Source organism: Chryseobacterium sp. 22532, from assembly GCF_052044665.1.
GTDB classification, from domain to species: Bacteria; Bacteroidota; Bacteroidia; order Flavobacteriales; family Weeksellaceae; genus Chryseobacterium; species Chryseobacterium lathyri.
The window spans coordinates 55,419-74,928 of record NZ_JBQENJ010000003.1 but is presented as its reverse complement, the minus strand read 5'-3'; the positions used below and the strand labels follow the sequence as shown (position 1 = coordinate 74,928).

Sequence of the window (19,510 nt, the reverse complement as noted above, 5' to 3'; positions counted from 1 at the left end):
AGAGTTTTAAAAGAGGGATTTAACCAATGATAGGATGAACTCCTGTCGATCAAAAAAATCATATGAAAAAAGTAGGAATTGTAGGCGCCAACGGCTACACAGGAAGTGAATTGGTCCGTGTGCTGGCGTTTCATCCCAATGTGACATTGAGTTTTTTATATAGCCGTTCCAATTCGGGAACAAAGATTTCAGATTTGTACCCGGATTTAGCGGCAGTTTGTGAGCAGGTTTTAACGGACAGGCCGCAAGATGTGGATATTTTATTCCTATGCCTTCCTCATAAGGAAAGTCAGAACTGGTTGAGCCAGAATCCTGTTAAAGATGAAACTTTAGTCATTGATTTAGGAAACGATTTCCGTCTGGATGGAAGCTTTGGAAACAGAAATTTTATCTACGGACTTCCTGAAATCAATAAAAAAAATCTGGCAGGAGCAAGAAGCATTGCCAACCCGGGATGTTTTGCAACAGCTATTCAATTGGCTCTTCTTCCATTAGCAGAAGAAGGTTTGCTGGATGAGGTTTATACAACAGGAATTACAGGTTCAACAGGTGCGGGACAATCTTTACAGGCAACGACTCATTTTACGTGGAGGAACGATAATATTTCGGCATACAAAACATTGACGCATCAGCATGTGGAGGAGGTTTTAAAGCAGTTGGTTTCATTCAACCATAAAGCTGTCAGTCTGAATTTTGTTCCATGGAGAGGTGATTTTGCAAGAGGAATTTTTACAAGCTCTACAGTGAAAACGGAATTAGTACTTTCAGATATCATTCAGTTGTATCAGGATTTTTATGAAGAGGAGCCTTTTGTGAAGGTAAGTGAAAATGCAATTGATTTAAAGCAGGTTGTCAACACCAATCGCTGTGTGATTCATATAGAAAAGAGTGGAAATGTAGCAGTCATTCACTCAGCGATTGACAATTTGTTAAAAGGTGCCTCCGGACAGGCCGTACAAAATATGAATATAGCGATGGGTTGGGAAGAAAACCTGGGATTGAAATTAAAGCCGATAGCATTTTAAAAAAGTGAATGGTCAATAAGTCAATTGTGAATTGAAAAACCGAAATATTCGACTTAGGAAAATGGAGCGTTAAGAAAATTTTTTCTATGAACGTTAAGAAAATTCTACTGTTTGAAGCGCGACAAAAATGTTGAACCGAAAAACAAATGCTGAATTCGCGCAAGTTTTAGAATTTTTAGAGAATAGAAATAATTTTTAGCGGAAGTTTCCAGGTCTTGAACTTTTGTTTCTTTTGTTTCAATACAAAAGAAATTAATTAAAACAAAAAAAATGAATTTATTCAACGTATATCCATTATTCAACATAAACCCTGTAAAAGCCCAGGGATCTTTCCTTTGGGATGATAAAGGAGAAAAATATCTCGATTTTTATGGCGGTCACGCAGTGATTTCCATCGGACACAATCATCCGCATTATCAAACTCAATTGAAAGAGCAGCTGGAGAAAATATCTTTCTATTCAAATTCGGTTCAGAATGAACTACAGACTGAACTGGCTGATAAATTGGGCAAGCTTTCAGGCTATGAAGATTACAATCTTTTTCTGTGTAATTCAGGAGCTGAAGCTAATGAAAATGCATTAAAACTGGCATCTTTCCATAACGGGAAAAGTAAAGTGCTTTATTTCTCAGGATCCTTCCATGGAAGAACTTCTGCGGCGGTTTCTGTGACAGATAATCCAAAAATTGTTGCTCCGGTTAATTTTTCTGAAAGATTTATCAAATCTGAATGGAATGATATCGAACAGCTTGAAGAGATCTTTGAAACTCAGGGAAGTGAAATTTCATCCGTCATTATTGAAGGAATTCAGGGCGTAGGTGGAATTATGATCCCAACAGCAGAATTCTTATCCAAAATTAAAGAATTGTGCGAAAAATATGATGCAGCTTTGATTCTTGATGAAGTTCAGTCAGGGTACGGAAGAAGCGGATATTTCTTTGCCCATCAGGAATTTGGGATCGAACCGGATATGATCACGACAGCAAAAGGAATGGGAAATGGTTTCCCGATCGGAGGTGTTTTGATTCATCCGAAGTTTGAGGCAAGTAACGGTTTATTGGGAACCACTTTCGGAGGGAACCACTTAGCCTGTGCTGCTGCAATTGCGGTTCTGGATGTGATGAAGGAAGAAGATCTTATGGCAAATGCCCAGAAAATGGGTGATTATATTGAAAACGAAATTAAAGGCCTTCCCCATATTAAATCCATCCGAAGGAAAGGTTTAATGATTGGAGTAGAGTTGGATCAGGACTGTTCCGAAGTGAGAAAAAGTCTGTTGTACGATCATCACATTTTTACAGGAAATTCCAATGATAAAAGTGTCTTAAGGATCCTTCCGGCTCTCAATATCGGCAAAGAAGAGACAGATCTTTTTGTCGGTGCTTTAAAAGTAGTTTTAGATAAGGTTTAAACCACAAATGGGGTTAAGATTATCACAATTAATTAAAAAAATCATCAAATGAAAAAATTCACCTCTGTAAGCGATGTAGAAAACTTACAGGAAATCATAAAAAAAGCTTTACAAATTAAAGAAAACCCTCATTCCGAAACAGAAAAAGGAAAGGGAAAAACAATAGGCCTGGTATTTTTAAATTCAAGTTTAAGAACACGTTTAAGCAGCCAGATTGCCGCACAGAATTTAGGATTGAATGTTCTGACCTTAAACGCTGCTCAGGAAGCCTGGAATCTGGAGTTTGCAGACGGAGCCGTAATGAACGGTGACACCGTTGAACATATCAAAGATGCAATAGAAGTATTAAACCAATATTGTGATATCATCGCAGTACGCTGTTTTGCGGGAATGAAGTCTAAGGAAGATGATGTTAATGAAAGTATCCTGAGTCAGTTTGAGCAGCACGCTAAAGTGCCTGTGATTTCTCTGGAATCGGCAACGCGACACCCGCTTCAAAGTCTGGCAGACTGTATTACCATCACAGAAAACTGGAAGGAAGACCGTAAACCGAAAGTGGTTTTGACATGGGCACCGCACATCAAGCCGATTGCCCAGGCTGTTGGAAACTCTTTCGCAGAATGGATGCAGGAAATGGATGTTGATTTTGTGATCGCTAATCCCGAAGGGTATGATCTCGATAAGAAATTTACAAAAGATATTAAAGTGATCCATAGCCAGGATGAAGCTTTAAAAGATGCAGATTTTATCTATGTCAAAAACTGGTCTTCTTTCGATGACTATGCAGCTATGCCGGAAGTGAAAGACAGCTGGATGCTGACCGGAGAAAAGCTGGAAAATACGAATCATGCAAAAGTAATGCACTGTCTCCCTGTCCGTCGTAATGTAGAACTAAGCGATGAAGTAATGGACGGAGAAAACTCCATTATCTATCAGCAGGCCAAAAACAGAATTTTCTCTGCGCAAGCGGTTTTTTCAGAAATTTTGGATGAATTGAATTCTAAATAATGGAAATCAATCCTTGTCAAGGTTCTAAACCTTGACAAGGACAAGGATTAGAAAAAGAGCAAGAATTTCAAAAACGTTGACAATGAAAGAAAAATTATACATCATAAAAATAGGTGGTGCTTTGATCGACGATCCAGAGTTGCTTGACCAATTTTTAGAGCAGTTTTCTGAAATTAAGGAAAAGAAAATTTTGGTTCATGGAGGCGGAAAATTAGCAACCACTTTAGCAGATAAATTGGGCGTTGAACAAAAAATGATCAACGGACGAAGAATTACGGATAAAGATACGCTGGATATTGTGGCGATGGTGTATGCAGGAGGAATCAATAAAAATATTGTGGCAAAACTTCAGCAGAAAAAATGTAGGGCAATAGGTTTTTCCGGAGCTGATGCGAATTTGATTAAAGCCAAAAAAAGAGAACATGCAGAGATAGATTTCGGATTTGTAGGCGATATTGAGAAGAAAAGTGTGAACAGGAAATTGATCTCAAAATTGATTAAACTAAAACTTGTCCCTGTTTTTTCAGCGATTACCCATGACAAAAAAGGAAATCTTTTTAATACCAATGCAGATACGATTGCTTCGGTCATTGCCCAGGCTTTATCTTCAAAATATGATGTGGAATTATTGTATTGTTTTGATAAAGAGGGAGTTTTGGAAAATGTTGAAGATCCAGAATCCGTTATAAAAAGGGTATCCGCAGAAGAGTTTTCTGCTTTAAAAGAAGCGGGAAAACTTCATAAAGGAATTTTACCCAAACTTGAAAATGCTCTAGGAGCTGTAAAAAATAAGGTAAACAAGGTGTTCTTAATTAAAGAAACCCAATTAAAAAACCATATACAAAACCATCATGGAGGAACTGAAATCTGTTTATAGTAAAGAAGAGCTACTGACTCAGGCAGTTGAATTGCTTAAAAAACTGATTGCAATTCCGTCATTCAGCAAAGATGAATATAATACGTCTGTGGAAATTGAAAACTTTTTTAAGAAACATCATATTCCTGCAAAACGTTTTAAAAACAACATCTGGGCAGTTAATAAAAACTTTGATGCATCCAAGCCATCTGTTTTGCTGAATACCCACCATGATACGGTAAAGCCCAATAAAGCCTACACGATAGATCCGTTTCTTCCGGTTGAGCAGGACCGAAAACTGTACGGTTTGGGAAGTAATGATGCCGGAGCTTCTCTGGTTTCCATGGCTCAGGTCTTTTTACATTTTTATGAGAAAGAAGATTTAAAATATAATTTAGTGATTGCTTTGACAGCTGAGGAGGAGATTTCAGGATTTGATGGAATTGAGGCCTTATTTCCACAGCTTCCGAACATCGAATTTGCCATTGTAGGAGAACCCACGCAGATGAATCTGGCGATCGCAGAAAAAGGGCTGCTGGTGATAGATGGGGAAATGAAAGGAACTCCTTCTCATGCTGCTCATCCGAATGATGATAACTCCATTGTAAAATGTATGGAGGATCTTCACAATATTCTGAATTTCAGATTTCCGAAGATTTCCGATTATTTAGGGGAAGTTAAGGTTACATTGTCAGGCATTCACGCTGGTGTTCAGCATAATGTAGTTCCGGAAGCCTGCACTTTTACTTTGGATGTAAGGGTTACCGATGAATATTCCAATAAGGAAGCTTTTGAGATCATTCAGTCACAGATGAAATCATCATTAAAGGCCAGGTCTTTAAGGTTAAATTCCTCAAAAATTGAGATGGATCACCCTTTTGTTCAGGCAGGTCTGGAAATTGGAAGGACAACATACGGTTCACCAACATCATCTGACCAGGCCATCATTCCATGTACGTCCGTGAAAATTGGCCCTGGTGACAGCAGGCGCTCCCACACGGCAGATGAATATATCTATATAAAAGAGATTGAAGAAGGAATCGAGATCTATATAAGGATCTTAGAAAAAGTTTTATAAAAAGAGAAGTTAGAGGTTAGAAATTAGAAGTTAGATTCCGGAAAATTATACATACACTTTAGTACTGATATCTAATTTCTAACTTCTAATATCTAAAAAAAATAAATGTTTTAACCAGGCTCAGCAGGCAAAAAAGTCTAGTTTTTAATAAAGATTTATGCAAAAAAGAAAATTAAAGACGAAGGCTTTTGAATGTGGAGATGTTTTTTTATAGTTTAATAATAAGGATGCTCTGCTGGGCAGGTTGAAACGAATTGAATATTGTAAAAAGAATATTATGAAAAAAATATGGCAGAAGGATGACTTGGCCACCAATATATTAGTCAACAAATTTACAGTCGGGAAAGATCTTGACTTTGACGAACGTTTAGCAAAATATGATGTTAAAGGTTCCATGGCACACTGCCAGATGTTGGCAGAAACCGGAATTATCTCCGGTGAAGAATCAGAACAGATGCTTTCTGTTTTGGCAGATATTTTAAAAGATATCGAGAACGGAAACTTTGAGATCGATAAAGAAGCAGAAGATATCCATTCTCAGGTTGAAGCGATATTAATTGAAAAATTAGGCGATACCGGAAAAAAAATCCATACGGCAAGATCCAGAAATGACCAGGTTTTATTAGATATCAAACTTTATCTGCTGGATGAGATCCGCGAAATAACATCTTTGACTGATGAGTTTTTCCAGATTTTAATCAAGCTGGCCGATCAACACAAAAATAAATTGCTTCCAGGCTATACCCACCTTCAGATTGCAATGCCGTCTTCGTTTGGATTATGGTTTGGAGCCTATGCTGAAGCATTGCTGGATGATGTTGAACTGTTGTTTTCGGTGAAGAATATTATCAATAAAAATCCTCTGGGTTCAGCAGCAGGATACGGTTCCTCTTTCCCGATTGATCGTGAAAGTACGACCTACAACTTAGGTTTTCAGTCTATGAACTATAATTCTGTATACGCGCAGATGACCCGCGGGAAATCCGAAAAAATGCTGTCTATGGCAATGGCTACTTTAGCAGGAACGCTTGGGAAATTTGCTTATGATGTATGCTTATATTTAAGTCAAAACTTCGATTTTATAAGCTTTCCCAAAGAATTTACAACAGGAAGCAGCATTATGCCTCACAAAAAAAATCCGGATATTTTTGAGCTGGTTCGTGCACGATGCAACAGAATTCAATCTTTGCCGAATGAATTGATCTTACTGACAAATAATTTACCGTCAGGTTATCACAGAGATGTACAGCTGACAAAAGAAATTCTTTTCCCGGCTATCGATTCATTGAAAGAATGCCTGGAAATCTTAAGTTACACCCTTCCGAATATTCAGGTTAAAGATGGAATTTTGGAAGATGAGAAGTACAAATACCTTTTCAGTGTTGAGAAGATTAATGAAGAGGTGAAAAAAGGAAGCTCATTCCGTGATGCTTATGTAAAAGTAGGGCAGGAGATTGAAAATAATGAATTTGAGTTTGAAGTTGGAAATCTAAATCATACCCATCAGGGAAGCATAGGAAATCTTTGTCTGGATAAAATAGAATATCAGTTCAACAAACTGAAGAATAAATTATTGGGTTAATAATTTTTAATCACTTGGATTTTTAAAGTTGATTAAAAGTTTGATCAGATGCTTCGGCTCCGCTCAGCATGACCAATCTAATACTAAACGTCATTTTGTAGCGATGTCATGCTGAGCGGAGTCGAAGCATCTTTAATATAAGGTATATTGATCTGGCAAAGAATTAGTCCAGATCAATTTTAAACTTAGTGGATTTTTTCACCTCGTGAAGGACAATAGAACTATGGTACTGGCCAATATTTGGAATATTTGAGATCACATTCACCGCAAAGTCATTATAAGAATTAATGTCCTTTGCAATGATCTTCAGCATGTAGTCGTATTCACCGGAAAGACTGATGATTTCCTGGACTTCATCATGTTTCATAATGTTTTTTTCAAAAGTTTCCAGTACTTTCTGAGATTGCTCTTTAAGACGGACATTGCAGTAGACGACAATGTTCAGACCCAGTTTTTCACGGTTCAAAAGACCAACATATTTCTCAATAATACCCTGCTTCTCTAATTGTTTGATGCGTTCATAAGTTGGAGTAAACGTAAGACCGATCCTTTCTGAAATTTCTTTCACAGATAAAGTAGAGTCTTCCTGAATAATACTGAGAATCATTTTGTCTTTTAAATCCATAGAACAGGTTTGAGTTTTAACAAAATTATCAATTATAAATGAAAATAAGGAATGATTAAGAGGTTTTAATTTATTTTAAACTTTGGTTTTGTAGGTTCGTGAAATTTTTGTATCTTTGCACCTAATGAATAAAAGAGTATTTATATCATTAGATTTACCGGGCGAAAGCGCCCTTTACGATATTTATTATTATTAGCGAAGATGTTGTCTTCGCTTTTTTTATGCTCAAAAATTAAGAATTATGTTTACGATTACAGAACTAAGCACCGAGAGAATCAACAGTATACTGACAGAAGCACTGGCTTTTGCCAACGGGAAAACTGCAAAAATTGAAGGAGAAATTTTCTGCTCAAATCTTTTCTTTGAAGACAGTACAAGAACAAAGACAAGCTTTGATATTGCAGAAAGAAAGCTGGGCCTGCAGGTAGTGCCTTTTGATGCCTCCCACAGTTCTGTAAACAAAGGGGAGAGTCTTTATGATACTGTTAAGACGATTGAAAGCCTGGGTGTAAATCTGGTAGTAATCAGAGATAAAAAAGACAGGTATTTTGAAGAGTTAAATAACATTAATATTCCGGTGATCAACGGAGGAGACGGAACAGGAAACCATCCCTCCCAGTGCATGCTGGATCTGATGACGATCTTTCAGGAATTCGGAAAATTCGAAGGGCTGAAAATAGGAATTGTTGGAGATGTAAAGCACAGCAGGGTAGCCAACTCCAATGCACAAGCATTAAGAAAATTAGGGGCTAAAGTATATTTCTCCGGACCGGAGGACTGGTTTGATGAAGGTGCTTTAATTAACGGAACTTACTTACCTGTAGATCAGCTAATTTCTGAGGTAGATGTACTCATGTTATTAAGAATCCAGCATGAGAGACACGATGCAAAAATGAGTTATTCCGCTTCCGAATACCACAGAAAATATGGTTTGACGAAAGAAAGGGAAAAAGCAATGAAAGACGGTGCGATCATTATGCATCCCGCACCCATCAATAGAGGTGTTGAGATTGATACAGACCTTGTAGAATGTGAACGTTCAAGAATTTTTAAACAGATGCAGAACGGCGTATTCGCAAGAATGGCAATTTTGAAAGAAACCCTGGAAAAAGAAGGGTATACCTTTAAATAATTGTAAAAAGTATAATGTACAAAGTGAACATACACTATACAACCGACATTATATATTGTACAAAATAAATTAGACAGAATAAAAATAGAATAAAGAGATAAATAAAATGAAGAAAAAATTAATACTGGAGTCCGGTGAAGTATTTCATGGAGAAGGTTTCGGAGCAGAATTGGAAACTGCCGGAGAAGTAGTTTTCAATACCGGAATGACAGGTTATCAGGAGTTAATCTCCGATCCGTCATACTGCGGTCAGATTGTTTGCATGACCTATCCGCTTATCGGAAATTATGGTATTAACCGTGATGATTATGAAAGTATCGAGCCGGCTATTAAAGGACTTATCGTAAAAGAGCTTTGCGATCTACCCTCCAATTTCCGTACTCAGATCACTTTAGATGAATTATTTAAAAAGAAAAACCTTTCAGGAATTTCAGGAATTGATACCAGAAAACTCACCAGAATCCTTCGTAATTCAGGTGTTGTGAAAGGCAAAATCGTAAACGTTGAAGCTGATGAAAATGAAGTTGTTGCAGAATTAAAATCTACAACTTTCCCAACTAATCAGGTAGAAACTGTTTCTACAAAAACAGCTTACGCCAATCCGGGAAGAGGATTTAAAGTAGTGTTGGTGGATTTTGGTTCCAAACTAGGAATTATCAGAGAGCTGTCTCAAAGAAACTGTGACATCACTGTAGTTTCCCACGACACAACAGCAGAAGAGATCCTATTGATGGATCCGGACGGAATTATGCTTTCAAACGGTCCCGGTGATCCTGAAGACAACCCAAAGGCACTAGAAATGATCCGTGGATTATTAGGAAAAGTTCCCATCTTCGGAATCTGTTTAGGACATCAGCTGATCGGTTTGGCTTGCGGTGCAAAAACTTTTAAACTGAAGTTCGGACACAGAGGAGGAAACCACCCGGTACTGGATCTGGAAAAAAACAAAGTATCCATCACTTCTCAAAACCATGGCTATGCTGTAGATCAGGAAAGTCTTAAAGGAACAGACCTTGTTGAAACCCACATTGCACTGAATGACAGAACCAACGAAGGTCTGAAACACAAGATCCATCCTTGCTTCTCTGTTCAGTACCATCCGGAAGCAAGCCCGGGCCCAGAAGATGCAAATTATTTGTTTGATGAGTTCATTGATTTAATGGAGGGATTTAAGAAGTAAGCAAGATTTCAGATATTAGACATCAGATAACAGACTTTACCATGCACAATTTTGAGAAATTACTTTTCTGGCAGAAATCAATAGAACTTGCGAAAGAGGTCTATATAGTTTGTACAGAATTACCAAAAGATGAAAAGTTTGGTTTGATCTCTCAAATTAAAAGATCTGCAGTTTCCATCCCTTCAAATATAGCTGAAGGAGCAGGAAGAAACAATGACAGTGAATTTTATCACTTTTTGGGTATTGCCAATGCTTCTTCCTTTGAATTACAAACCCAGTTAATTTTAACAAGAGAGTTGAACTTGTTGGATGCTCAAAAAGTTAACAGTCTGATATCAAGTATCAATGAAATCCAAAGAATGATTTATACATTCAAATCTAATTTAAAAAAGTAAAACACAACGCTGGAAGTCTGAGATCTGAAATCTGACATCTGGTATCTAAAAAAAGAAAAATGGCAAAACGTACAGATATAAAAACAATTTTAGTAATCGGTTCAGGACCCATCATCATCGGTCAGGCAGCTGAATTTGATTACGCAGGAACACAGGCTTGCCTGTCTTTGAGAGAAGAAGGCTACAAGGTGATTTTGATCAACTCAAACCCGGCAACCATTATGACGGATGTGGAAATCGCAGATAAAGTATATATTGAACCGATTTCCCTTCAGTTTGTAAGCCACATCATCAGAAAAGAACGTCCCGACGCTTTGCTGCCTACATTAGGAGGTCAGACAGGTCTGAATATGGCGGTAGAACTGGAAAAATCAGGAATTCTTGAGGAATGTAAGGTAGAAGTATTAGGAACTACACTTTCTGCGATCAACAGAGCGGAAGACAGAGATCTTTTCCGTGAGCTGATGAGAGAACTGAATGAGCCGGTTCCGGAATCAGACATTGTAACTACAGTAGAAGGAGCGATCCGTTTCGCTGATGAGATCGGGTATCCGGTAATTGTTCGTCCTGCCTTTACCATGGGAGGAACCGGAGGAGGTATTGCCTCTACCGAAGCTGAGCTGAAAGAAATTGCTGAATTAGGATTAAAGTACAGTCCGGTGACGCAATGTCTTATTGAAAGATCAATTGCAGGTTTCAAAGAAATTGAATACGAAGTAATGCGTGATGCCAACGACAATGCGATTGTGGTTTGTAACATGGAAAATATAGATCCGGTAGGAGTTCACACGGGAGACTCTATCGTAGTGGCGCCTTCTCAGACACTTTCCGACAGAGAGTATCAGTTATTGAGAAATGCTTCCCTAAAGATCATCAGAGCCTTAGGAATTGAAGGAGGTTGCAATGTACAGCTGGCTTTAGATCCGCATTCATTCAACTACTATATCATCGAGGTGAACCCTAGAGTTTCCCGTTCATCAGCATTGGCAAGTAAAGCGACAGGATATCCGATCGCGAAAATTGCAGCAAAGATCGCAGTTGGTTTGACTCTTGATGAGATCATGAATCCTGTAACAGGAAAAACATATGCATGTTTTGAACCAGCCCTTGACTATGTGGTGACAAAATTCCCGAGATTCCCTTTCGATAAATTTGAAACAGCGGACAGAAGACTGTCTACACAGATGAAAGCGACCGGAGAAGTAATGGCCATCGGGAGAAATTTCGAGGAATCATTACAGAAAGCCGTTCGTTCTTTAGAAACAGGTTTAAGACACCTGGGATTAAAAACAAAACAGGCTGCCGCTTTAACGGACGAAGATATCGAAAGAAGAATCAGAGTTTGTGACGATGAAAGACTGTTCATTATCTGTGATGCTCTGAGAAGAGGTTACGATTGGGAACAAATTGTAGAATGGAGTAAAATTGATAAATTCTTCATCTGGAAATTAAAGAAACTTGTTGATTTTGAAAAAGAAATAGCTGCTCATCAATTCGACAAAGAAATTTTAATTCAGGCTAAAAAATTAGGTTTCTCAGATCAGAATATCGCTCATTTATGGGGATCTTCCCAGAGAGAAGTATATAATTTCAGAAAAGAAAACGGGGTGATACCGGTTTACAAAATGGTAGACACGTGTGCAGCAGAATTTGAAAGTGAAACCCCTTATTTCTACGGAACTTATGAAGAAGAAAATGAAAGTATAGTAACGGATAAGCAAAAGGTGGTCGTTCTGGGTTCAGGACCTATCAGAATCGGGCAGGGAGTTGAGTTCGACTATGCAACGGTTCATTCGGTTTGGGCGATCAAAGAGATGGGTTACGAAGCGATTATCATCAACAACAACCCGGAAACGGTTTCTACAGACTTCTCGATTTCAGATAAATTATACTTCGAACCTTTAACGGAAGAAGATGTAATGAATATCATTGATCTTGAAAAACCAATGGGAGTGGTGGTTCAGTTTGGAGGTCAGACAGCGATCAATTTAGCAGATAAACTGGCAAGTTACGGCGTGAAAATTCTGGGAACTTCACTGGAAGATTTAGACCGAGCTGAAAACAGAGATAAATTTGAAAAGGCCCTTCAGGAAATGGGAATTCCACAGCCTTTAGGAAAAACGTCAACATCAAAAGAAGAAGCCATTAAAATAGCCAGTGAGATCGGGTATCCGGTTTTGGTTCGTCCAAGTTATGTTCTGGGAGGTAGAGCAATGGAAATTGTTTACACCGAAAGCGAATTGGCCCATTATATGGAATTTGCGGTAGATGCCAGCCCGGAGCACCCGGTTTTGGTAGACCGTTACATTACCGGAAAAGAAGTGGAAGTAGATGCCATTTGCGACGGTGAAACGGTAATTATCCCTGGGATTATGGAACATATCGAAAGAGCGGGAGTTCACTCCGGAGATTCTATTGCAGTGTATCCGCCTCAGAATGTTTCACAGCAGGAAATTGATACTCTGGTAGATTATACCCAGAGACTGGCCAAAGGATTGAATGTGATCGGTTTAATGAACATCCAGTATGTTCTTTTCGAAGGAAATGTATATGTGATTGAAGTGAATCCGCGTTCATCAAGAACAGTTCCTTTCTTATCTAAAATTACTGAAGTACCGATGGCTAACCTGGCAACAAAAGCAATTTTAGGTCAGAAACTGAAAGATTTGGGGTACAAAAATGGATTAGTTCCGAATAAAGAAGGAGTCTTTGTAAAAGTTCCTGTGTTCTCTTTCTCAAAGCTGACAAAAGTAGATATCTCCCTGGGACCAGAAATGAAGTCTACAGGAGAAGTAATGGGGAAAGACACCACATTGGAGAAAGCCCTTTACAAAGGACTGATCGCAGCAGGAAGAAAAGTTCCGATGCACGGTTCAATTTTGTTTACCGTTGCAGACAAGCACAAGCAGGAAGCTGCGGATCTGGCGACAAGATTCCATGAAGTTGGCTTCAGAATCTGGGCAACAGAAGGAACAGCTAAATTCTTCGAAGAAAAAGGAATTCCTTGTAAAATCGGATACAAGATAGGAGAAGATGATGTGAACCTTATCGATCTGATCCAGAAAGGTAAAGTACAGTATGTAGTGAATACCATGACCAAAGGTAAGCAGGTAGAAAGAGACGGATTCCAGATCAGAAGAATGAGTGTGGAAAACGGCGTTCCTTGTTTAACATCCATGGATACGGTAGAAGCCATCCTGAAAGTAATTGAAAGCATGAGTTTCAAAATGGAGACGATGTAATTTCGGATTCAAATGATATAATTTAAAACCCCGTAAGTATTCTTGCGGGGTTTTGTTTTGTGAAGATTTTAATTACCAACTGATTATGGAAATTTGTACATTGCATACATTTGGAATATCAGCGAAAATTTTAAAGACATTGAAAATTATTTTAATAGTAATACAGCCTAAATGATAAACATCAAATCTAATTTCTTATGCACTATTATATGTATTGGAATCCTTTTTTCCTGCACCTCTGCAAAGCATATTGCGGCTGAGTCTAGTGCTGGTGTTGCTTCTGAGAAAACAGATTCGCTCTATGCAGAAATTCAAAGACTTGGTTTGGAATATACCCAAAAAAGTAATGTTCCCGGAGTCGCTGTTGCGGTTATTAAAAACGGAAAAATTGCATGGGTACAATGCATTGGATATGCTGATGTAGCAAGCAAAAAGCCAGTGACCGCTCAGACCATTTTTAATGTAGGCTCTGTTTCAAAGGTAGTCGCTGCATGGGGCTTTATGCAACTGACAGAAAAAAGAATGATTCAATTGGATGATCCTGTTAACCAGTATTTAAGCCGTTGGAAATTACCTCAATCTTCATTTGATGTATCAAAAGTTACCCTCAGGCGAATCCTAAGCCATACAGCCGGACTTTCTGTACATGGATATGGAGGCTCTGAACAAGGGGCTAAACTGTTATCCCTGGAAGAGTCTTTATCAGGAAAAACAAAAAGAAACAGGGAAAGCGTTAGCGTTATCATGGAGCCCGGAACAAAATGGAAATATTCAGGTGGTGGTTATACGCTTGCACAGCTCTTACTTGAAGAAAGAACCAAAGAAAACTTTGCTGAATACATGAGAAAGAATGTTTTTAAGCCTCTGGGATTAAATCACAGTAACTACGATTGGACAGAAGAAATGAAAGCAAATTCCGCCACAGCGTATGATACATTAGGTAAACCTATAAAAAATAGGATATTTACCGAACAGGCTGCCGCAGGATTGCAGACAACAATTTTAGATTTTGCCCGTTTTGCTGAATTATCCATCACAGCTGATCCAAAAGAACTAAATAAAGTTTTAAAACCCGAAACGATACGATTGATGGAGCAGCCTGTCCAGCCCGGTTCCAGTGAAGGAGAAAGCGGCCTTGGATACCGGTTCTTCAATTTTGACAATCTTCCAACTGTCGGGCATACAGGTGAAAACGATGGTTGGTGTGCTTCTATGTTTTTGCATATGCCCACTAAAAGCGGTTTAGTTATTCTTTGCAATGGCTCTAACTGGAAAGATGATGTAAGGAATCCAATGTATAGTACTTGGGCAAAATCAATTTTAAAAAAACTCGGGAAATGATGATTTGATATGAACAATAACTGAAAAAATGTGATCTGGACTTCGATCCGGAAGGGAAAAAGACAGTATCATTTTAAACTCCGTAAGTTTTCTTACGGTTTTTTTTATGACCTAAAAATACTTGTCCGTTTTTCGGTTGCACAAAAACCGCATCTGTATTAATTTTGATAAAAAATTAAGATGACAGCAATTCAGAGATTCAGAGAACTGCATGAGCAGAATGATCCATTATTGATAGGAAACGTTTGGAATGTCCAGAGCGCTAAGGTTTATGAAAAACTGGGCTATCAGGCAGTAGCGACTTCAAGCTCGGCTGTAGCATTCAGCTTGGGATACGAAGACGGCGAAAACATAAGCTTTGATGAGTATTTTTATATTATTGAAAGAATTTTAAAGTCCGTATCAATTCCATTATCTGTTGACCTGGAAGGAGGCTATGGAAAAACGGCTGATGAGATAGTTTTAAACATTTCCAGACTGGCGAAGGCAGGTGTTGTCGGGATCAATATAGAAGATAGTGTTATTGTTGAAGGTAGCAGAAAATTATTAAGTGCAGACGATTTTTTTAATAAATTAAATGCAGTTATTCAAAAGTTAAAAGAGCAGAATATTGAAATTTTCGTCAATGTCAGAATAGATCCGTTTCTGCTCGGTGTAGACAATGCAGCAGAAGAAAGTTTGCAACGGATGAAAATCATAGAAGAAGTGGGAGCGGACGGGATTTTTGTTCCTTGCATTACTGAAACACAGGATATTGAACGCCTTACCGCTGCTGCAAAACTTCCGTTCAGTGTTATGGCTATGCCTGAACTTCCGGATTTTAATACCCTTAAAAAAGCAGGCGTTAAAAGAATTTCATCCGGAAATTTCTTAAATGGTTATATTTATGGGCAATTGGAAACTGCATTAAAAGATATTGGTGAGACCGGGAGCTTCTCCCCAATTTTTTAAACATGATAAAGCTTACAGAAGAAAGAATGTATCAGGCGTCTTTAGAGAAAGATTCCTCATTTGAAGGCATTTACTGGATGGCTGTAAAAACTACGGGTATATTCTGCCGCCCAACCTGTACAGCCAGAAAACCCAAAAGAGAAAATGTAGAATTCTTTATCAATACAGAAAAAGCAATAGAAAGCGGCTACAGACCTTGTAAAATTTGCAGGCCGCTCGAAAAACTGAATGAAACACCCCGATATATTCAGGATTTGTTGGATGAACTTCAGCAGAACGAATCATTAAAGATCAAAGACGCAGACCTTCTGAAAAGAAATATCGAACCGGTAACCATCAGACGCTGGTTCCTGAAAAACCATGGAATGACATTCCAGTCTTTTCAAAGAGAATTCAGAATGAATAAAGCATTCAAAAAAATAAAAAATGGCGAAAGCATCATAGAAGTGGCACTGGAATCAGGGTATGAAAGTTTAAGCGGCTTCAACGAGCGTTTTAAAGAGGTAATAGGTACTACACCTAAACATACAGGTCACCGGACCATTATTGATCTGAAAAGGATTGAGACCCCATTAGGGCCCATGTTTGCCTGTGCCTGTGATGAGGGAATCTGTCTGCTGGAATTTACAGACCGGAAAAATATAGACAGGCAGTTTGTCCATTTGTCCAAAGTGATGAATGCAGAAATCGTTCAGGGTGAAAATAAACACTTCAAGCAGTTGGAAGAAGAACTCAATGAGTATTTTGATGGAAAACGGATGAAGTTTGATGTACCGATTTATACCACCGGAACGGATTTTCAGAAAAAAGTCTGGAACCTTTTAACTGAAATACCCACAGGAGAAACCCGAACTTACAAACAGCAATCCGAAGTTTTGGGCAACCCTAAAGCCGTACGTGCCGTAGGAACAGCTAATGGAATCAATAAAATAGCGATCATTATTCCCTGTCACAGGGTGATAGGGTCAGATGGTGACCTGGTAGGCTATGCGGGAGGAATATGGCGAAAGCAAAAACTTCTGGAACTGGAAGGAGCTATCTTATTTTAAATAGGCTCCGCTAATTGATTGTATAATAGGGTTCTGAAAAATACTTACTCGGTTTGATATATGCCGTTTTTCTGTCAGAATCAAAGATCCAGTTGAATCTTCGCAACAGATCCGCACCTAAATAATTAACCGTCTGTTTTTTTAAATCACCAATAAAAAAACCTGCTGAAACATCTTTTAAAATACTATTTCCTATTTTCAAAAAAGGAAGGATACCCTGTTTCGTAATAATGCTTTTTCCGCTTGAATTTTTTAATGTTTTTTCTCCTGTGATCTTTAGTTTTTTGTCAAGTTCTTTTTCTGCAGCAAAATCGTTGCTGTATAAAAGTCCTCCTGAATATCCGGATTGAAGTAAAAAATAGGCTTCTTCTTGCTTATCTCCATCAATTACATTGTCGGCTGCAATGTAAAAAGCATCCTGATCATACAGTATTGGAATGGGTTGATACCCACTCAGATCAGGTTTTTGGTCATAAATAACAAATTCGTTGGCATCATAATCAATTTTAAATGCTTTTCCCTCAAAGAGAGTCGTTCCGATCTTTCCATCTGCTTCATGTCCTGCCAGTTGATTGTCGGAAAAATGGACATTTTTTTGAGTAAATTTTCCGATCTCAACCGTGTTATGATTGCTTATTTCATCTTTAGTAAAAACAATATGGTCTGCTTTTCTTTGCCGTTCCGGAGAAATTGAAGCATCTTTCATAGCGATCTGGAACATCAGGTCCAGAGAATCCTTTTTATTCACCAGGGTCTTGATGATGATATTGTTATGTTTTGTTATTCTGAAAGGGATTGTCTGCTGTGCATTGATGCTGAAAAGACCTGCAGAAAGGAGTAAGATAATGCTTGATTTTCTGAACATTCTGATGTGATTATGGGTTAAATTCCGGAATTTTAAAATTACCTATTATCTTTGGAACAGCAAATACTAATATCAAATGATTCAAAAACTGCTTAACAGTGGTCTTCATTGGGAGAGCAAGGAATTCAAACGGAATGAGTTTCTGAAAATTTCAGGAAGTACCGACACCGATATTTATTTTGTAGAAAACGGCAGCATCAGGATCTTTATGATGGACGAAAACGAAGAAAGAATCATCCGTTTCGGATATACGGGAAATATTATTGTTTCCCTTGATTCATTTCTTTCAGGAAAACCGTCAGATTTTTATATCCAGGCGATTAAAAAAACAGTGGTAAGAAAAGCTCTGAAAAAAGACTTCTACAGATTTATTCAGTCCAATGAAGAAAATCTTAGGTTCTGGATTGGTGTTTTAGAAGATCTCGTCCTGCAGCAGGTTGAAAGAGAAAAAGACCTGTTAACCCATTCACCTAAAGAACGGTATCAGAGGGTATTGAAAAGAAGTCCGAAGCTGTTTCAGGAAGTCCCGAATAAATACATTGCAAACTACCTCAGAATGTCTCCGGAAACTTTATCGAGGCTTAAAAAATCTTGAGTTCAATCAAGATTTAAGAAAAAACTGATCCCGAAATTTGTATAAAAATCAACAATGAAAATTTCTACATCGCAATTACTGGATGAGCTGAGAACATTAACTAAAAGACATATACAATACGCAGAGAACCTTCTGCAGGAAACTGATGATAAACTGAATTTCAGGGTCTCGGATGAAAGCTGGAGTGTACTGGAATGTCTGGAACACCTTAACCGTTACGGAGATTTTTATATTCCGGAAATCAACCGCAGAATTTCTTCTTCCAAAACTTCTCCCACACCCATTTTTAAACCAGGAATGTTGGGAAATTACTTTGCAAAAAGCATGCTTCCCAAGGAAAAGCTTAACAAAATGAAAACCTTTAAAAGCATGAATCCGATAAACAGTCAGTTGAATAAAGGAGTAGTGAACGAGTTCATAAAACAGCAATATCAACTCATAGAATTGCTGGAAAAAGCAAAAGATATCGACCTCAATGCTGCTAAAACCAACATCAGTATTTCCAGGTTGATCAAGCTGAAACTGGGAGATACTTTTCGGTTTGTGATTTATCATAATGTGAGACATATTCGTCAGGCAGAAAATATTCTGAAGGATATTTAAGGTTTTTTTACAGAGATTCCAAATATGTATTAATTTAGATCTATGGAAATCATTTACCGTAAAACCATACAGACTCCGCTGGGAGAAATGGTAGCTTGTGCTGTTGAAGAAGGAATCTGCCTGCTTGAATTTACCGACCGGAAGAATTTTGAAAAACAGTTTATCTCCTTATCAAAAGCATTAAAAGCTGATATTGAACAAGGAGATCACAAACACTTTATACAGCTTGAAAAAGAATTGGAAGAATATTTTGAAGGAAAAAGACAAATCTTCGATGTTCCCATCTACATTACCGGAACCGAGTTTCAGGAAAAGGTCTGGCAGCTTCTGCGTGAAATTCCGATGGGAGAAACCAGAACCTATAAACAGCAGTCGGAGTTCTTAGGAAATCCTAAGGCAATACGTGCGGTGGGAACAGCAAACGGTATCAATAAAATTGCTATTCTGATACCATGCCATCGTGTTATCGGTTCAAATGGTGAGCTGGTAGGTTATGCAGGCGGAATCTGGAGAAAGCAAAAATTATTGGAATTAGAGAAGGCTATTTTATTTTGATTTTTGTAAATTTAGGCA

Annotated in this window: 18 protein-coding genes; 16 read left to right on the top strand and 2 right to left on the bottom strand. The window is 38.1% G+C overall.

Annotation, left to right across the window (positions count from 1 at the left end; translation table 11 throughout):
* The first annotated feature begins 62 nt into the window (after nt 1-62).
* From argC to argH, 6 genes are all read left to right on the top strand, one after another.
* Nucleotides 63-1,025, top strand: a complete 963-nt coding sequence (gene argC / locus ACTJIV_RS08265) for an N-acetyl-gamma-glutamyl-phosphate reductase (protein ID WP_440626783.1) — start codon at nt 63-65, stop codon at nt 1,023-1,025.
* A gap of 270 nt (nt 1,026-1,295) precedes the next feature.
* The gene (locus ACTJIV_RS08260; protein ID WP_440626781.1) at nt 1,296-2,435 is read left to right on the top strand and encodes an aspartate aminotransferase family protein; all 1,140 of its coding nucleotides are present in this window, start codon (nt 1,296-1,298) and stop codon (nt 2,433-2,435) included.
* A gap of 48 nt (nt 2,436-2,483) precedes the next feature.
* Entirely contained in the window at nt 2,484-3,443 is a 960-nt protein-coding gene (locus ACTJIV_RS08255) for an acetylornithine carbamoyltransferase (RefSeq protein ID WP_223558830.1), read from the top strand.
* Between the two features lie 82 nt (nt 3,444-3,525).
* Nucleotides 3,526-4,320: an acetylglutamate kinase gene (gene argB, locus ACTJIV_RS08250; protein ID WP_440626779.1), complete on the top strand. Its 795-nt coding sequence runs from the start codon at nt 3,526-3,528 to the stop codon at nt 4,318-4,320.
* Nucleotides 4,295-5,377: a M20 family metallo-hydrolase gene (locus tag ACTJIV_RS08245; protein ID WP_440626777.1), complete on the top strand. Its 1,083-nt coding sequence runs from the start codon at nt 4,295-4,297 to the stop codon at nt 5,375-5,377. Before argB ends, ACTJIV_RS08245 begins: the two co-directional genes overlap by 26 nt.
* A 277-nt stretch (nt 5,378-5,654) precedes the next feature.
* Entirely contained in the window at nt 5,655-6,959 is a 1,305-nt protein-coding gene (argH, locus tag ACTJIV_RS08240) for an argininosuccinate lyase (protein ID WP_440626775.1), read from the top strand.
* Nucleotides 6,960-7,122: 163 nt separating this feature from the next.
* Here the strand turns inward: argH and ACTJIV_RS08235 are convergent, their stop codons facing one another.
* Nucleotides 7,123-7,584, bottom strand: coding sequence for an Lrp/AsnC family transcriptional regulator (locus ACTJIV_RS08235; protein WP_111957554.1), 462 nt, complete (start codon nt 7,582-7,584; stop codon nt 7,123-7,125).
* A 241-nt stretch (nt 7,585-7,825) separates the two neighbouring features.
* Between ACTJIV_RS08235 and ACTJIV_RS08230 the strand changes: the two genes are divergently transcribed.
* The 7 genes from ACTJIV_RS08230 (at nt 7,826) to ACTJIV_RS08200 (ending at nt 16,874) form a co-directional block, all read left to right on the top strand.
* Complete coding sequence (locus ACTJIV_RS08230) at nt 7,826-8,716, top strand: aspartate carbamoyltransferase catalytic subunit (RefSeq protein ID WP_223558834.1); 891 nt, start codon at nt 7,826-7,828, stop codon at nt 8,714-8,716.
* Between the two features lie 106 nt (nt 8,717-8,822).
* A complete protein-coding gene (locus tag ACTJIV_RS08225) occupies nt 8,823-9,896 on the top strand; it encodes a carbamoyl phosphate synthase small subunit (RefSeq protein ID WP_111957550.1) in 1,074 nt (357 codons plus the stop codon).
* A gap of 41 nt (nt 9,897-9,937) precedes the next feature.
* A complete protein-coding gene (locus tag ACTJIV_RS08220) occupies nt 9,938-10,291 on the top strand; it encodes a four helix bundle protein (RefSeq protein ID WP_440626772.1) in 354 nt (117 codons plus the stop codon).
* Between the two features lie 59 nt (nt 10,292-10,350).
* Complete coding sequence (carB, locus tag ACTJIV_RS08215) at nt 10,351-13,533, top strand: carbamoyl-phosphate synthase large subunit (protein WP_440626770.1); 3,183 nt, start codon at nt 10,351-10,353, stop codon at nt 13,531-13,533.
* 171 nt (nt 13,534-13,704) lie between these two features.
* Complete coding sequence (locus ACTJIV_RS08210; RefSeq protein WP_440626768.1) at nt 13,705-14,874, top strand: serine hydrolase domain-containing protein; 1,170 nt, start codon at nt 13,705-13,707, stop codon at nt 14,872-14,874.
* Between the two features lie 180 nt (nt 14,875-15,054).
* On the top strand, nt 15,055-15,825 hold the full coding sequence (locus tag ACTJIV_RS08205) for an isocitrate lyase/PEP mutase family protein (protein ID WP_440626766.1): 771 nt from the start codon (nt 15,055-15,057) through the stop codon (nt 15,823-15,825).
* A gap of 2 nt (nt 15,826-15,827) precedes the next feature.
* On the top strand, nt 15,828-16,874 hold the full coding sequence (locus ACTJIV_RS08200) for a bifunctional transcriptional activator/DNA repair enzyme AdaA (RefSeq protein ID WP_440626764.1): 1,047 nt from the start codon (nt 15,828-15,830) through the stop codon (nt 16,872-16,874).
* Between the two features lie 10 nt (nt 16,875-16,884).
* Here ACTJIV_RS08200 and ACTJIV_RS08195 read toward each other — a convergent pair whose 3' ends face one another.
* Nucleotides 16,885-17,739 carry a hypothetical protein gene (locus ACTJIV_RS08195; RefSeq protein ID WP_440626762.1) on the bottom strand — a complete coding sequence of 285 codons (855 nt, stop codon included), beginning with the start codon at nt 17,737-17,739 and terminating at the stop codon, nt 16,885-16,887.
* A 76-nt stretch (nt 17,740-17,815) separates the two neighbouring features.
* Here ACTJIV_RS08195 and ACTJIV_RS08190 point away from each other — a divergent pair, with 76 nt between their 5' ends.
* From ACTJIV_RS08190 to ACTJIV_RS08180, 3 genes are read left to right on the top strand one after another with little or no spacing between them, the layout of a single operon-like run.
* Complete coding sequence (locus tag ACTJIV_RS08190; RefSeq protein WP_440626761.1) at nt 17,816-18,334, top strand: Crp/Fnr family transcriptional regulator; 519 nt, start codon at nt 17,816-17,818, stop codon at nt 18,332-18,334.
* Nucleotides 18,335-18,388: 54 nt separating this feature from the next.
* Nucleotides 18,389-18,937 (top strand): DinB family protein, encoded by a 549-nt coding sequence (locus tag ACTJIV_RS08185; RefSeq protein WP_440626759.1) that lies wholly within the window; start codon nt 18,389-18,391, stop codon nt 18,935-18,937.
* A gap of 42 nt (nt 18,938-18,979) precedes the next feature.
* Nucleotides 18,980-19,492 carry a methylated-DNA--[protein]-cysteine S-methyltransferase gene (locus ACTJIV_RS08180; RefSeq protein ID WP_336379965.1) on the top strand — a complete coding sequence of 171 codons (513 nt, stop codon included), beginning with the start codon at nt 18,980-18,982 and terminating at the stop codon, nt 19,490-19,492.
* Nucleotides 19,493-19,510: the final 18 nt, after the last annotated feature.